The 15,763-nt window shown below is 66.7% G+C and carries 13 protein-coding genes; 11 read left to right on the forward strand and 2 right to left on the reverse strand.

The genetic code is table 11. From position 1 onward, the window contains the following. The first annotated feature begins 150 nt into the window (after nt 1-150). From thiD to ACEWFR_RS07430, 7 genes are all read left to right on the forward strand, one after another. Nucleotides 151-1,512, forward strand: a complete 1,362-nt coding sequence (gene thiD / locus ACEWFR_RS07400; protein ID WP_374060418.1) for a bifunctional hydroxymethylpyrimidine kinase/phosphomethylpyrimidine kinase — start codon at nt 151-153, stop codon at nt 1,510-1,512. Then, a complete protein-coding gene (locus ACEWFR_RS07405) occupies nt 1,509-2,501 on the forward strand; it encodes an LLM class flavin-dependent oxidoreductase (protein WP_374060419.1) in 993 nt (330 codons plus the stop codon). Before thiD ends, ACEWFR_RS07405 begins: the two co-directional genes overlap by 4 nt. A gap of 106 nt (nt 2,502-2,607) precedes the next feature. After that, nucleotides 2,608-4,029 carry an APC family permease gene (locus ACEWFR_RS07410; protein WP_374060420.1) on the forward strand — a complete coding sequence of 474 codons (1,422 nt, stop codon included), beginning with the start codon at nt 2,608-2,610 and terminating at the stop codon, nt 4,027-4,029. After that, nucleotides 4,026-4,754: a universal stress protein gene (locus ACEWFR_RS07415; protein ID WP_374060421.1), complete on the forward strand. Its 729-nt coding sequence runs from the start codon at nt 4,026-4,028 to the stop codon at nt 4,752-4,754. Before ACEWFR_RS07410 ends, ACEWFR_RS07415 begins: the two co-directional genes overlap by 4 nt. Nucleotides 4,755-4,925: 171 nt before the next feature. After that, the gene (locus ACEWFR_RS07420) at nt 4,926-6,059 is read left to right on the forward strand and encodes an ABC transporter ATP-binding protein (RefSeq protein WP_374060422.1); all 1,134 of its coding nucleotides are present in this window, start codon (nt 4,926-4,928) and stop codon (nt 6,057-6,059) included. After that, nucleotides 6,056-6,868 (forward strand): ABC transporter permease, encoded by an 813-nt coding sequence (locus tag ACEWFR_RS07425; protein WP_374060423.1) that lies wholly within the window; start codon nt 6,056-6,058, stop codon nt 6,866-6,868. The genes ACEWFR_RS07420 and ACEWFR_RS07425 overlap by 4 nt, the downstream gene beginning before the upstream one ends. A 69-nt stretch (nt 6,869-6,937) precedes the next feature. After that, entirely contained in the window at nt 6,938-7,183 is a 246-nt protein-coding gene (locus ACEWFR_RS07430) for a hypothetical protein (RefSeq protein WP_374060424.1), read from the forward strand. Between the two features lie 18 nt (nt 7,184-7,201). Here the strand turns inward: ACEWFR_RS07430 and ACEWFR_RS07435 are convergent, their stop codons facing one another. Then, the gene (locus tag ACEWFR_RS07435) at nt 7,202-7,969 is read right to left on the reverse strand and encodes a universal stress protein (protein ID WP_374060425.1); all 768 of its coding nucleotides are present in this window, start codon (nt 7,967-7,969) and stop codon (nt 7,202-7,204) included. A 105-nt stretch (nt 7,970-8,074) separates the two neighbouring features. Here ACEWFR_RS07435 and ACEWFR_RS07440 point away from each other — a divergent pair, with 105 nt between their 5' ends. Both ACEWFR_RS07440 and mutS read left to right on the forward strand, forming a co-directional pair. Beyond that, the gene (locus ACEWFR_RS07440) at nt 8,075-8,398 is read left to right on the forward strand and encodes a tRNA-binding protein (protein ID WP_374060426.1); all 324 of its coding nucleotides are present in this window, start codon (nt 8,075-8,077) and stop codon (nt 8,396-8,398) included. 517 nt (nt 8,399-8,915) lie between these two features. Then, the gene (mutS, locus tag ACEWFR_RS07445; protein ID WP_374060427.1) at nt 8,916-11,672 is read left to right on the forward strand and encodes a DNA mismatch repair protein MutS; all 2,757 of its coding nucleotides are present in this window, start codon (nt 8,916-8,918) and stop codon (nt 11,670-11,672) included. Between the two features lie 62 nt (nt 11,673-11,734). Here the strand turns inward: mutS and ACEWFR_RS07450 are convergent, their stop codons facing one another. Beyond that, a complete protein-coding gene (locus ACEWFR_RS07450; protein ID WP_374060428.1) occupies nt 11,735-12,058 on the reverse strand; it encodes a multidrug efflux SMR transporter in 324 nt (107 codons plus the stop codon). A gap of 174 nt (nt 12,059-12,232) precedes the next feature. On the opposite strand from ACEWFR_RS07450, the gene ACEWFR_RS07455 reads away from it, so the two are divergent. Continuing rightward, entirely contained in the window at nt 12,233-13,033 is an 801-nt protein-coding gene (locus ACEWFR_RS07455; protein WP_374060429.1) for an SDR family NAD(P)-dependent oxidoreductase, read from the forward strand. Between the two features lie 138 nt (nt 13,034-13,171). After that, nucleotides 13,172-15,430: a DNA mismatch repair endonuclease MutL gene (mutL, locus tag ACEWFR_RS07460; protein WP_374060430.1), complete on the forward strand. Its 2,259-nt coding sequence runs from the start codon at nt 13,172-13,174 to the stop codon at nt 15,428-15,430. Nucleotides 15,431-15,763 lie beyond the last annotated feature (333 nt).

Raw genomic sequence — 15,763 nt, forward strand, 5'->3', positions numbered from 1 at the left:
ACGACCGGTCCGCTGTCGACGCGTCGCTGCGATCACGAGGCGGTTTACTGCTCACTGCGATTCCACATGCGTTACTGGAGTTGGAACAGCGGACGACACTCCCGTTTGCTGACCATCATCGCTTAGTATAATCCGGGAATACGGTTCCGTATGCGAACACCAGCACCCGATAGCCGGCCGGTTGCGCTGACGATCGCGGGCAGCGACTCCGGCGGCGGCGCAGGGATTCAGGCCGATCTCGCGACGATGGCTGCCCACGGCGTCTTCGGCACGTCAGCGATCACCGCCGTCACCGCCCAGAACACCCGCAGCGTCGAGTCCTCACACGTCCTTCCGCTCGAGGCGGTCGAGGCCCAGCTCGCGGCCGTCACCGACGACTTCGCGGTCGGCGCGGCGAAGACGGGAATGCTCGCGACCGCGGACATCGTTCGGACCGTCGCCGACCGCGCGAGCGAGTTCGATTTTCCGCTCGTGGTCGATCCCGTGATGGTCGCGACCTCCGGCGATCGCCTGCTCGAGCCCGAAGCCGAACGCGCCTACGAAGACCTGCTCGGCGAGGCGACGCTGGCGACGCCCAACGTCGACGAGGCCGAGGTACTGACCGACATCGCCGTGGTCGACGAGGAGACGGCTCGCGAGGCCGGCGACGCGATCCTCGAGACGGGCGTCGACGCCGCCCTTCTCAAGGGCGGCCACGTCCCCGGCGAGCGAGTGCAGGACGTGCTCGTGACGGCTGACGGCGCTCGAGCGTTCGAACACCCCCGCGTCGGCACCGACGCGACCCACGGCTCCGGCTGCGCGCTCGCCGCTGCGATCGCGGCCCGCCTCGCGAAGGGAGAGGCCCTCGAGACTGCCGTCGAGGGTGCGACCGACTTCCTCGCTCGCGCGGTGCGCTACTACTCCGACGTGGGCGAGGGCCACGGCGCGGTCAACCACATGGTCCCGCTGCGAAATGAAGCCGCTCGAGAACCCACTGCCGAGGAAGTCCAGGCGATCGTCGATCGGTTCGTCGACGCCGACGTCTCTGCGCTGGTTCCCGAGGTCGGGATGAACGTCGTCGGCGCGACGCCCTACGCCGAATCCGTCGCCGAAACGGCCGCCGTCGAGGGCCGCATCACGCGAACGCTCTCGGGCGTCCAGCCCAACCGCGGCGTTCGGTTCGAGGCCTCGAGCCACGTCGCTCGCTTCCTCCTCTCGGCGCGAGAGTTCGTCCCTGACCTTCGGTTCGCAGTAAACTGTCGGTTCGATGCAGACGTAGAGGATGCGCTCGAGTCCCTCGAGTGGCCGGTCGCCACGTACGACCGTGATACAGAGCCGGCAGCCGTGAAAGAGACCGAGGGAAGCACGATGGGCTGGGGTGCCCGGCAGGCGTTCGCGGACCGCGAGGAGGCTCCCGTCGCCGTCATCGACCGCGGCGAAGTCGGCAAAGAGGCGCTCGTCAAACTCGTCGCCGCGGAGCCGGAAACGCTCGCCGATCGAACGCTGGCGCTCGATCGAGAGGTGTCCGAATGAGCGCGACCGACTCCGACGCGGCCGACCTCGAGGTGGGCTACATCCTCCCGCAGTACGGCACCGATATCGACACGGTTCGGGACACTGCGCTCGAGGCCGAATCGCTGGGCTACGACGCGGTCTGGCTCGAGGATCACTTCCAGTCGTGGATCGGCGACCCGCGCCGGAACACCCACGAGTGCTGGACGACGCTGAGTGCGGTCGCCGAGGCGACCGACCGCGTTCGGTTGGGGACGCTCGTCACCAGCCAGTCCTACCGCCATCCGGCGCTGCTCGCGAAGATGGCGGCGACGGTCGATCGGGTGAGCGACGGCCGGCTCGAGCTGGGGCTGGGCGGCGGCTGGTACGAAGCCGAGTACGATCGCTTTGGCTACGAGTTTCGGGAGCCGCCGGCCGAACGGCTCCGCCGGCTCGCCGAGACCGTCGAGATCCTGCAGGGACTCTGGACGAACGAGACGTACAGCCACCGGGGCGAGAACCTCGATATCGACCTCGAGGACGCCTTCTGCGAGCCCCACCCCGTCCAGGACCCCCACCCGCCGATCTGGATCGGCGGCGGGGGCGAGGAGTTTACGCTGCGTTACACCGCCGAGCTGGCCGACGGCTGGAACTACGGCACGCTCGAGCCGGAGGGATTCGCGGGAAAACTCGAGATCCTGCGCGACCACTGCGAGAGCACAACGCGGTACGACGAGATCCGCAAGTCGGCCGAGTTGTTCGTCTTCGTCGGCGAAACGACTGCGGCGGCCGAGAAAAAGTTCGAGGCCTTCCGGAGCGAGTTTCTGCCCGCCGACGAGCCGAGCGAGCCCCGCGAGTTCTTTCTGTCGGCATACCTCGAGACGGCTCCGACGGGGACGCCGGCGGAAGTCCGCGAGCGGCTCGCGGCGTACGCCGACGTCGGTATCGAGGAGGTCATGCTTGCAGTTCCGGACGCGGCCGGCGAGGACGACGAGAGCCTGCGGTTGTTAGCCGACGAACTCGTTGGTTGATCGCGGAACCGGCTGCCGCCGGGTTTCGGCGGCTAGAGGGCCGAAACGTCGATCTGGACCCTCGGTCAGCAGCAGAAATATACGGCCAGCGGGAGTCTCCTTCGCTATGGGTGATACGTCGCCGGCTGGTGGAACCAACGTCGAAGGCGAATCGCCACAGGTCGAGGCGACGATCGAGACCGACGAGGCGACGATCACGGACGACGCTGAACTCGAGCGGACGCTCGGGCTCTCCGGTGGCCTCGCCATCGGGATCGGGACGATGATCGGTGCCGGTATTTTCGTCTTTCCGGGGCTAGCGGCCGGAGAGGCCGGTCCCGCAGCGGCGGCGTCGTTCGCCATCGGCGCGCTCGTCGCGTTGCTGGTCGCACTGCCGACCTCCGAACTCGCGACGGCGATGCCCAAAAGCGGGGGCGGCTACTACTATATTTCCCGCGCGCTGGGCACGCTCGCCGGGACCGTCGTCGGACTCTCGTTGTGGTTCGGACTGGTGTTCGCGACGGCGTTTTACCTCGTCGGCTTCGGCTACTACGCCGTCGATACGCTCGCCGAACTCGGTGTTGCGGTCGGCGATGGGCTCGTTATCCCGCTGGCGCTGTTGTTCGGCGCGGGCTTTACCGTATTGAACGTCACGGGGACGGAAAACGCGGCGAAGCTGCAGAACGGGATCGTCGCGTTGTTGCTGTCGATTTTGGTGTTTTTCCTCGGGTACGGCGGACTCGACGCGGTGGGACTCATCGGCGAACCGTCCGCACCCGAACAGTTCGCACCGTTCGGAACGGTCTCCGTACTGACGACGGCGGCGCTCGTATTCACCTCGTATCTCGGCTTCGCGCAGGTGGCGACCGTCGCTGGGGAGATGAAGAATCCCGGTCGAAACCTGCCGCTGGCGATGGTCGGCTCCGTCCTCGTCGTCGGCGTGCTCTACGTGGCGGCGATCTTCGTCGCGACGAGCGCCTTCGGGAGCGAGCAACTCGCGGGGTTCGGCGAGACGGCGATGGTGGAAGTCGGCCGCCACTATCTGGGCGCGGCTGGCGCGTTCGCGATCGTCTTCGGCGGGCTGCTCGCGACGATGTCGAGCGCCAACGCGTCGGTTCTCAGCACCTCTCGAGCCATCTACGCCGTCTCGAAGGACGCCCTGTTGCCACGACGGGCGAGCCACATCAACCTCCGGTATGGCACGCCACACGTCGCGCTGGGAATGGCCGGCGGGCCGATCCTCGTGCTGGTCGCGACCGGCCGTGTGGAACTGCTCGCGGAGGTCGCCTCGTTTTTGCACCTCGTCATGTACGGTCTGATCTGCGTGGCGTTGCTCGTACTCCGCCGGAACGAACCGGAGTGGTACGACCCTGACTTCCGGGTCCCCGGCTACCCCGTCGTCCCGATACTTGGTTCGCTCACCAGTTTCGCCCTGATCGGCTTCATGCAACGCGCATCACAGCTCATCGGCCTCGGGATCATGCTCGCAACCGCAGGATGGTACGCCTACTACGCCCGCGACGTGACCCTGAAGGGGGTGCTCCAATGACGCGAGTCCTCGTCCCGCTTGCGATACTCGAGGGCGAATCGATCTCGTCCGGACTGTCGACGCTGCTCGGGCCGATGGACGTGACCGTGCTGGGGTATCACGTCCTGCCCGAGCAGACACCGCCCGACCAGGCGCGACTCCAGTACGAGGACCGTGCGACAGCCGCTCTCGACGACCTCGTGGCCGAGTTCGAGGCGGCCGGAGGACACGCCGACCATCGCCTCGTCTTCACCCACGACCGGGAGCAAACGGTCGATCGAGTCGCCGCGGAGACGGCGGCGGACGCCTACGCCATCCCGGGCGTAACCGGGCCGGTCGATCGGCTCCTCGTGACGGTGACGGGCGACGTCGCCGTCGACCGAATCTGCTCGTTCGTCGTCGAACTGGTCGGCGACCGCGAAATCGGGGTCACGCTCTTTCTCGCGACCGACGACGAAGCCGGCGGCCGAGAATCGATCGAGGCGGCCAGCAAACGCCTCTCCGAACACGGCATCGACGTCGAGACCGAACTCGCGGTCGACGAGCCGCCGTTCGAGGCGCTCATCGATGCCGCGACCGACCACGATGCCATCGTCATGGGCGAACGGGCCCCGTCGCTCCGATCGCTCATCTTCGGGGAGGAGGCCGAACGGGTCGCTTCGGAATCCGTCGGGCCGGTACTCGTCGTCCGCGAGGACCCCGCCGGGGCGTCAGAACGCGGTGATCGACCGTCGGACACCACCTGAGAACCGGCGTCGGGACCCGCTCGAGAACGCGCTTTGCGCGGCCGGAGCCTGCGAGGTTCAGACAACCAGGATCGAACGCTCGAGACGCGATCACCGGCCGAGCGACCCGCGTTCGGCTCCCCCGCGGGAGTGACCTCCCGCTTTTGTAGCTCGGTTGCTTAAACCAGCACTGTGACCGCGCGAGAAAACGGTCGGATCACGAGCGGTGAGGAGGCGACGACGTCGGTCGGTGAGGGGACGGCCATGGATTCCGACGACAGCGTCGCAACTTCGGCTATCGGTCGCAACGAGCGGACCGCGGCCGCCGACACTCGCCTGGACAGCGTCGAGTCGTCGGCGACGGACGACCGTGACATCGCCGTTTCGGTGACCGGGCTGTCCAAGCGGTTCGGTGAGGGAGACGCGGCGGTGACCGCCGTGAACGACGTCAGCGTCGACGTCGAGAGCGGATCGATCGTAGGGTTACTGGGGCCAAACGGTGCCGGGAAAACGACGCTGATCAAGTCGATCCTCGGCATGGTCGTCCCGGATGCTGGAACCGTCCGAATCCGCGGCGTCGACCTCTACGAGCGACCGCGGGAGGCCTACGGCTCCGTCGACGCGATGTTGGAAGGGGCGCGCAACGACTACTGGCGACTGACGGTCCGCGAGAACCTCCGATACTTCGCCACGATCAGCGGCGTCGACCCGAACTCGGTTCGTGACCGCCACGACCGGCTGCTGGCGAAGCTCGGTCTCGCGGAGAAGGCGGACGTTCCCGTCCGCGAACTGTCCCGCGGGATGAAACAGAAAGTGTCGCTGGCGAGCGTCCTCGCCGGCGGCGCGTCGGTCGTCTTCCTCGACGAACCCACGCTGGGGCTGGACGTCGAGAGTTCGCGAACTCTCCAGCGAGAACTGCGGCGTCTCGCCGAGGAGGAAGCCCTCACCGTCGTCCTCAGCAGCCACGATATGGATGTCGTCGAGACGGTCTGTGACCGCGTCCTCATCATGTCCGAGGGAGAGATCATCGCGGACGACACGGTCGAGGCGCTCCTCTCCGGTACGGACCGGCACCGCGTTCGGATCACGAGTCGCGATCTCGACACCGCAGTCGTGTCGGCTCTGCGACGACGATTCGACGCTCATCGCGTCGAATCGGGCGATCCCAGCCCTCGGATCGAAGTCGCGACCGACAGCGACGGCCTGTACGAACTGATGTTCCTCCTCCGGCGCAACGACGTGACGCTCGAGCGCGTCCGGACGGTCGAACCGGACCTCGAGGACGTCTTCGTCGACCTGACGACGACCGACCGGGGCGACCGATGACCGCGGGCGGACCCGATGCGAGCGAGACGCCGCGGCCGGCCGGCTACCGGCACCTCGCGCGGGCCGTTCTCTACCGCGAGTACCTGATCTTCGTCCGCTATCCCGCGAACGCCGTCGGCGGGCTCGTCATCTCGGTGTTTTTCTTCGGCCTGCTGTTCTACGGTGGACGGATGGTCGCCGGGCAAGCGCTCACCGACTCGATCGAGGGGATCATCGTCGGCTACTTCCTGTGGTCGCTGTCCGTCGGCGCGTACTCCTCGATATCGAACGATATCGGGAGCGAAGTGCAGTGGGGGACCCTCGAGCGACACGTGATGTCGCCGTTCGGGTTCGCTCCCGTTGCGCTGTTGAAAGGCCTCGCGAAGATCGTCCGGTCGTTCGTCACCGCGACGATACTGCTGGCGGTGATGCTCGTCGTCACCGGGACGAGCCTCGAGTTGAACCTGGGGACGATCGTCGTCGTCGCGACGCTCAGCATCGTCTCGGTGCTCGGCCTCGGGCTCGCGGCCGGCGGCGTCACCGTCCTCTACAAACAGATCGGCAGCTGGCTCAACTTGCTCCAGTTCGGGTTCATCGTGCTCGTCTCCGCGCCCGCGTTCGATCTGGGTTGGCTCCGATGGCTTCCGCTCGCCCAGGGCAGCGCGCTCCTCCAGCGGACGATGATCGACGACGTCCGGCTCTGGGAGTTCCCGCCGACCGACCTCGCGATTCTGCTCGGAGTCGCCGTCGGGTACTTCGCGTTCGGCTACGCGGTCTTCCAGTACGCGACCCGCCGGGCGAGACGGCTCGGCGTGCTCGGGGACTACTGACGGCCCCGACTGTACCGGATCGACTGCCGATCCGCCACACTGACCGTCGCGGCGCGCCTCTGCTCTCGTGTGCCCCACGACAGGATCCACGCACGACAGCCGACTCACGACCTCGAGCGGTGGTCCGTCGGGACTATCGAGGCCGTCGACGAGCGGGACAGCCACTGCGTCTTCGAGGTTGCGACCGACGAGGGGGACGTGATCGAACTCGTCGTGACGGTCGCGATCCGGGATCTGGTCCTGCGCAGACTGGACCTCGCGGCGGACGAGTCTCCGATCGGCGCTCGCGTTTGGTACCGAAAACGCGGCGGGTGACGCCCGTTCGGTGGCTCGTCAACCGTCGGTCTCGCCGTTCCCCGTCTCATCGTCACGCTGGGACTCGAGGTACTCCCCCCGAATGACGAGGACCGGATCGACCGTCCGCCGGGCCAACCGTTCGGCACGATCCCGAAAGACGAAGCGACGGATCGACGGCTGGCTTTCGCCCGCGACGAGGAGGTCGTGATCGGCTGCGGCCTCGAGGATGGCCGCCGTCGGCGAGTCGTCGACGACGACCGTGCCGTCGATCCGACTGTCGTCGACGCCCGCGGCCACCAGTTCCGACCGCGCCGTCTCGAGCAATACCGAGCCTGCCTCCCGACCGTCCTCGTCCGACGCGACGTGAAAGAGCGTTAGCTCGAGGTCCGTTCCCGCGAGAATCGTCTCGAGCAGTTGGGCGATGTATTCGACATTGACGTCGCTTCGAATCGCGACGAGTATCGTCTCGAGAATCGGTGCCGGGTTGAGAACCAACACGGCGTCACACGATGCGTCGACGGCGACGCGTTCGAACGTTTTCAATCGGTCGTGGGTGAACGCCGACCGCGTCGTGACGTCACAGCCGACGTCCTCGAACACCGACCTGAGCTCCGCGAGTTCGGCTTGCATGCGGTCACCGTACTGGTCGCGTGCCTGATCCGGTCCGGTCTGGTCGGGAATTTCGCGATAGCCGAGCAGAACGACCGGAATCGATGCGAACGCGTCGATGACCGTCGCCGGAACGGTCTGGCCCTCGAGGACGTCGATCGGAATCAGCACGCGATGATCGCGAGGGTCTGGCATTGCTGGGGTTCAGTCAGTCCTCCCACGGGACGCGTGATATACCCCTGCCGGACGCGTCGGTTCGCAAACCAATAGCTACGTTTTGGTGCAGCAATATCACGACGCATGGTCGAGAGTCCATTCGACGTCGACATCGAAGTCGGCGAGGTGATCGAGGCCGAACCGTTTCCCGAAGCCGAGAAGCCGAAAATGACCAAGCTCTGGATCGACCTCGGCGACGCGGAGATCCAGTCCGCCGGCCAACTGGACCACCACTACGACGCCGCGGCCCTCGTCGGTCGACAAGTACTCTGTGCCACGAATCTCGGCTCGGTACGGATCGCGGGCTTCAAATCCGAGGCGCTGACCGTCGGCGTCCCCAGCGAGGAGGGGTATCCCGTGTTGGTGTCGCCGGACGACGACGTTCCCCTCGGCGGGACGTTGTACTGACGGTCTCGTCGCCGGGCGGTATCCGTCGTCGGACCGACCAAGTGTGTGGGCCCTCCCCTCATTTGGTTCAGTCCGCGGATCGATCGTCGCTGCACGCGGCCGAGCGGTCCGGGCCGACACACTCGTTGTACCCGCCGGTATCGCTTTAACTGCTCAATAAATATACATAGCAGCCCCGAAGAGCCTGTGTGGCGAGGCGGAGCGGATCCAGTCGTTGCCAGCCGAACCGTCCGAATTTCCCGAGACATCACCGCCCCCTCGCTACAGATCGGATATCGTTCCACCGTGGCCGAATCCACCCGACGATTCCGATCACCCACCTACCACGTCCACCACACCGGATGGATTCGGCGTCGGCCTCCGGCCGACGTTTCCGAGACAGTGATCCGGCGTATTTCGGTGAGCCATTCGTTCTCGAGGTCACGCTCTCTCTACGAGACTATGTGATCGGTCGCGACCCGACCACTTTCACTGCGGATCCCGCAGGGTTTTTGCGATGGAAGGACAGTCTCCGGATATGACCGAGGCGACGGGGATCGTCGGAGAGTTCTTCTCGTTGAAAGAGGAGACCGACGCCGAAATACTGACGATGCAGTGTGGCGATTTCTACGAGTTCTTCGGCGAGGACGCCGAGATCGTCAGCGAGGAGCTCGACCTCAAAGTCTCCCAGAAGTCCTCCCACGGCTCGTCGTACCCCATGGCCGGCGTGCCGATCGACGATCTGACGCCCTACCTCAAGGCCCTCGTCGAACGCGGCTACCGCGTCGCCGTCGCCGATCAGTACGAGACCGACTCCGGCCACGCACGGGAAATCGTCCGCGTCGTGACCCCCGGCACCCTGCTCGAGACCAGCGACGCCGACGCCCAGTATCTCGCGGCGGTCGTCGACGGCAGCGGGAGCGCCGGCGACTCGAGTGGCAGTTCGACGACCGATTCGGGCTACGGCCTCGCCTTCGCCGACGTGACGACCGGTCGATTCCTCGTCGCGGACGCCACCGACGTCGACGACGCGCTGACGGAGCTGTACCGCTTCGATCCGGTCGAGGTGCTGCCGGGACCCGACGCGCGAGCCGACGACGAACTGCTGAACACCGTCCGCGACCGGACCGATGCCACGCTGACCATCCACGAAACCGAGGCGTTCGCGCCGAAGCGGGCGGACCACACGGTTCGCGAGCAGTTCGGCACCGAAACCGTCGACCGGCTGTCGGTCGCGACTCCGACCGTCGCGGCGGCCGGCGCGATCCTCTCCTACGTCGAGGAGACCGGCGCGGGTGTGCTCGCCTCGATGACCCGCATTCAGGCCCACCACGGCGACGACCACGTCACGCTGGACGCGACCACGCAGCGCAACCTCGAGCTAACCGAAACCATGCAAGGGAAGCGCGACGGGTCGCTGTTCGCGACGATCGACCACACCGAGACCAGCGCCGGCGGCCGCCTGCTCAAGGAGTGGCTCCAGCGGCCCCGGCGCTCGCTCGAGACCCTCGAGCGACGACAGGAGAGCGTGGCCGCGCTCTCGACGGCGGCGCTGGCCCGCGACGAGGTACAGGAGACGCTGGGCAAGGCCTACGATCTGGCCCGCCTCGCCTCGAAGGCCACCCACGGGAGTGCGGACGCGCGAGATTTGCTCGCGGTTCAGGAGACGCTCGCGGTCCTGCCCGCGCTGGCCGACGCCATCGCATCGAATCCGGATTTGGCCGACTCGCCCCTCTCGGAGATCGTCGACCGCCCGGATCGCGACGCCGCGCGGGAGCTGCGGGAGACCCTCGAGGAAGCCATCGCCGACGAGCCGCCGTCGACGGTGACCCAGGGGGAACTCCTCCAGTGTGGGTACGACGACGAGCTCGACGAGGTAATCGAGCGCCACGAGGCGATCAAGGAGTGGCTCGACACGCTCGCCGACCGCGAGAAGGGACAGTACGGCCTGAGCCACGTGACCGTCGACCGGAACAAGACCGACGGCTACTACATTCAGGTGGGCAAGTCGGCCGCCGACGGCGTCCCGGATCACTACGAGGAGATCAAGACGCTGAAGAACTCGAAGCGCTTTACGACCGACGAACTCGAGGAGAAGGAACGCGAAATACTCCGACTCGAGGAGCGACGCGGCGACCTCGAGTACGAACTCTTCGAGGAACTCCGCGAGCAGGTGGCCGCGCGGGCCGAACTGCTACAGGACGTGGGACGGGCGCTGGCGACGGTCGACGCGCTCGCGAGTCTGGCGACTCACGCGGCCGAGAACCGCTGGATTCAGCCGGAGTTGCACCAGGGCGACCGCCTCACGCTCGAGCAGGGCCGACACCCAGTCGTCGAGCAGACGACGGAGTTCGTCCCGAACAACGTCCGACTCGACGAGGACAGGGGCTTCCTCGTGGTGACCGGGCCCAACATGTCGGGCAAGTCGACGTACATGCGCCAGGTCGCCTGCATCGTCCTGCTGGCCCAGATTGGCAGCTTCGTTCCGGCGAAGGAGGCCGAGATCGGGCTGGTCGACGGCATCTTCACCCGGGTCGGCGCGCTGGACGAACTCGCACAGGGCCGGTCGACGTTCATGGTCGAAATGAGCGAGCTCTCGAACATCCTTCACACGGCGACCGAGGAGTCACTGGTCATCCTGGACGAGGTCGGACGGGGCACCGCGACGTACGACGGCATCTCGATTGCGTGGGCCGCGACGGAGTACCTCCACAACGAGGTCAAAGCGAAGACCCTCTTTGCGACCCACTACCACGAACTGACCGGACTCGCGGAGAACCTCCCCCGCGTCGCCAACGTCCACGTCGCGGCGGACGAACGCGACGGCGAGGTGACCTTCCTCCGGACCGTCCGCGACGGCCCGACCGACCGCTCCTATGGCATTCACGTCGCCGACCTCGCCGGTGTTCCCGACCCCGTCGTCGACCGCTCGAGAGACGTCCTCGAGCGACTGCGCGAGGAGAAGGCTATCGAGGCAAAAGGCGGGGCCTCGAGCGATCCCGTGCAAGCGGTCTTCGATCTGGGGAGCGGAACGATGCAGACGCAAGGAGAGCCGGGCCGTGCGCAGGCACAGGCGGCATCGACAGACGGCGGTCCGATGGACCCCGATTCCGACGCCGGATCGTCGGCGGGCGACTCCGACACCGAATCGCTCGATGCCAACTCCGACACCCGACCGATCGATCCCGACACCGAAGCCGTCCTCGAGGACCTCGAGTCGATCGACGTGAACACGACGCCGCCGATCGAACTCGTCTCGAAAGTCCAGGAGCTACAGGAGCGACTCGAGGAGTGAGCGGGAGAGCAGCCAGTGCGTGTGGCCCGGTGATCGGTGTGAAGGCAACAGGCAGTCTCGAGTCAGTGACCGCCGGAGACGAGGTGAAGACCGACGATTCCGACGACGATGACGCCGATGAACGCGATCCGGGCGAGGGTGGCCGGTTCGTCGAACAGGACGATTCCGAGCGAGGCCGTTCCGACGGCCCCGATACCCGTCCAGACCGCGTAGGCCGTGCCCAGGGGGAGGTCTTCGACAGCCTGTGCCAGTAACACTATACTGATTCCGAGGGCGACGACGGTGCCAAAAGTGGGCACCGGTTTCGAGAGTCCGTCGGAGTACTGGAGACCGACCGCCCAGCAGATTTCGAACAGACCCGCGACGAATAGGAGATACCACGACATTTTCGATCCGAACTCTCGGCGCAGGCCGGCTATAGATTCTGTTATCCATCGGGTCGGCGCGGATTCCGGTTTCCGATCGGAAGACGTGTGGAACAATGGTCAGTCGATCGCGGAAACGCTGTTACTCGAGCGCCATCGGAACCGTTTTGAGCCGATAGGACAGCCGTTACCATGATGCACGAAGCAGACTTCGACGTGGCAGGGAAGACCGCCATCGTCACCGGCGCAAGCCAGGGAATTGGACAGTCGATCGCGGAGACGCTGGCAGCGAACGGCGCGAACGTCGCGATCTGTTCGCGCTCGATAGACCGCGTCGGCCCGGTCGCTGAGGGGATCACCGAGGCCGCGGACGCTGGCGACGCGCTGGCCGTCGAGTGTAACGTTCGCGAGCGTGATCAGGTCCAGAATCTGGTCGACGAGACGGTCGACGAGTTCGGCGACATCGACATCCTCGTCAACAACGCCGGCGGGGAGTTCGTTGCGCCGTTCGAGGACATCTCCGCGAACGGCTGGCAGACCATCGTCGACCTCAATCTGAATAGCACGGTCCACTGCACGCAGCTCGCGGGGGAAGTCATGCGCGAGGGCGACGGCGGTGTCATCATCAACCTCTCGAGCGTGAACGGCCAGCACGCGGCCCCCGGCGAGAGCCACTACGGCGCGTCGAAGGCGGCGATTATCCGGCTGACCGAGACGCTCGCGGTCGAGTGGGCCGAGGACGGCATCCGCGTCAACTGTATCGCCCCGGGACTCATCCAGACGCCCGGCGTCGCCGACACGCTCGGTATCGACAGCGAAGACATGCCGTCCCGCGAGAAAGCCGACCGCCGCATCGGTCACGCCGAGGAGATCGCCGATGTCGCCCAGTTCCTCTCGAGTCCCGCCGCCTCGTTCATGAACGGCGAGACGGTGACGGTGAAAGGCGTGCCGCGCGCTGGGAATTCGATGTCGCAGGACCTCGGGCTCGAGGACTGACGGCGGACTCGAACCCTGCCGACGCGCTCGAGTCTCGGCGGTGACACACGGGACGGAAGACCTAACCAGCCGCCGTCTCTACAGTATCCAACACAGCGGACGCGTCGGAGCCGATCACCGCGCCGACGCCACAGTATCATGAGTGACGAGAGTACCCACCCCAAGGACGACACCGACATCCACCAGTTAGACGAGGACACCGTCGCCCGCATCGCCGCCGGCGAGGTCGTCGAGCGCCCCGCCAGCGCCGTCAAGGAACTCGTCGAGAACAGTCTCGACGCCGACGCCTCGAGCGTCGACGTCACCGTCGAGGAGGGCGGCACGGAGCTGATTCGCGTCGCCGACGACGGAGCGGGTATGTCCGAGGCGGACGTTCGCGCGGCGGTCCGCGAGCACACGACGAGCAAGATCGACGGGCTCGAGGACCTCGAGTCGGGCGTCGCCACGCTCGGCTTCCGGGGCGAGGCGCTGCACACGATCGGCTCGGTCTCGAGAGTGACCATCCGGTCGCGACCCCGCGGGGCGGACGGTGCGGGGACGGAACTCGCCTACGAGGGCGGGGATGTCGTCTCGGTCGAGCCGACGGGCTGTCCGGCGGGAACGACGGTCGAAATCGAGGATCTCTTTTATAACACGCCCGCTCGCAGAAAGTTCCTCAAGACGACCGCGACGGAGTTCGCCCACGTCAACCGCGTCGTCACGCGCTATGCGCTCGCGAACCCGGACGTGGCGGTCACGCTAACCCACGACGGCCGCGAGGTGTTCTCGACGACGGGACAGGGCGACCTCCAGGCCGCCGTCCTCTCGGTCTATGGCCGCGAGGTCGCCTCGTCGATGATCCCCGTCGAGGCCGGCGGCGACGAGCTTCCCCCGGGACCCCTGGAATCGGTCTCCGGCCTCGTCTCCCACCCCGAAACGAACCGCTCGAGTCGGGACTACCTCGCGACGTACGTCAACGGCCGGGCGGTGACCGCCGACGCCGTCCGCGAGGGGATTATGGGCGCCTACGGCACGCAATTGGGCGGCGACCGCTACCCCTTCGTCACCCTCTTTCTGGCGGTGCCCGGCGACGCGGTCGACGTGAACGTCCACCCCAGAAAGCGGGAGGTGCGCTTCGACGACGATGACGCGGTCCGCCGACAGGTCGACGCCGCCGTGGAGTCGGCGTTGCTCGAGCACGGCCTGCTTCGATCCGGTGCGCCCCGCGGTCGGTCTGCGCCGGGCGAGGCGCGGGTCGAACCCGGCGGCGACCGCGGGACCGAACCCGATTCGGAGGGCCACGAGACCGCCACGCTCGAGCGCGCTACCGAGGCTGCGAGGCCGTCCAACGGCTCGAGCGACGGCGGGAACGACTCCGTGGACTCGGCTACCGAACGGACGGACGCTGCGACGGGCGACGCGCCGTCGACCGACGCGTCCGCGACTCCGAGCGCGGAGTCGGGGACCGATCCGCAGTCACCGCCCGAGGGCGGCTCGTCGGCGGCCAGTCGACCGACGGCAACGCCGCGGAACGAACCAGCACCGAACGCGACGGATGACACAGATACAACGGACGCGACGGGCACAACAGCTGCAACGGACGTGACGGAATCGAGCACGGATCCGGTCTCCGACGCGGACGGCGACGGGTCGGCTGGCTCGACAGAGAGCGGCTCGACGGAGACGGAGAACGGCTCGAGGACGGAACGAGGCCGCCACGCCGAGTCCGACGCCGAACGTAAATTCGCCGCCGCGACCGAACAGCGGACACTTGCCGGCGAGGCCGCAACGGGGGAGCGATCCGCGTTCGAGTCGCTGCCGTCGCTGCGACTACTCGGCCAGCTCAGCGACACCTATCTGGTCTGCGAGACGGCCGACGGACTCGTCCTGATCGACCAGCACGCTGCTGACGAGCGGGTCAACTACGAGCGGCTGCAGGCGGCCTTCGCCGACGATCCGACCGCGCAGGCGCTCGCAGAGCCCGTGGAACTCGAGTTGACGGCCGCCGAGGCCGAGGCGTTCGAGCACTACCGAGAGGCGCTCTCGCGGCTGGGTTTTTACGCCGACCGAGTGGACGATCGGACGGTCGCGGTGACGACCGTGCCCGCGGTGCTCGAGGCGACGCTCGAGCCGGATCGGTTACGGGACGTCCTCGCGTCGTTCGTCGCGGGCGACCGCGAGGCGGGCGCCGAGACCGTCGACGCGCTGGCCGACGAGTTCCTCGGGGATCTGGCCTGTTATCCGTCGATCACGGGGAACACCTCGCTGACGGAGGGCTCGGTCGTCGACCTGCTGTCCGCACTCGACGACTGCGAGAATCCCTACTCCTGTCCGCACGGTCGACCGGTGATCGTACAGTTCGACGAGGCGGAAATCGAGGACCGGTTCGAGCGGGACTATCCCGGCCACGGCGGATGAGTGTGGACCGCGAGTCCCTCGTCCGAGACGATTCCGTCGTCCGACGACTGATCTCGAGTCGTCGCTCCGGAGGGAAGACGCCTCCCTCACCGGAGAATTGTCGTTTTGTTTAACATATGCGCAAATTTAATAGCCCGGTGTCCCTCCCCATCAGACGGAACAACGATTCAGCTTGTGTGTTTCGCCCCGACGATGACGGAGTCGCTCCAACCGGACGCCCGTTCTATCGCAGAACGTCCCTCGTTCTCTCCGTCGCGGCCGCGCGGAACGCACTGCAGTGGAGCGTGTCCCACCTGAGGCAGATGACCGAAGATACCACACTCACGACAGGCG

Source organism: Natrinema sp. H-ect4, assembly GCF_041894845.1.
Classification (GTDB): Archaea; Halobacteriota; Halobacteria; order Halobacteriales; family Natrialbaceae; genus Natrinema.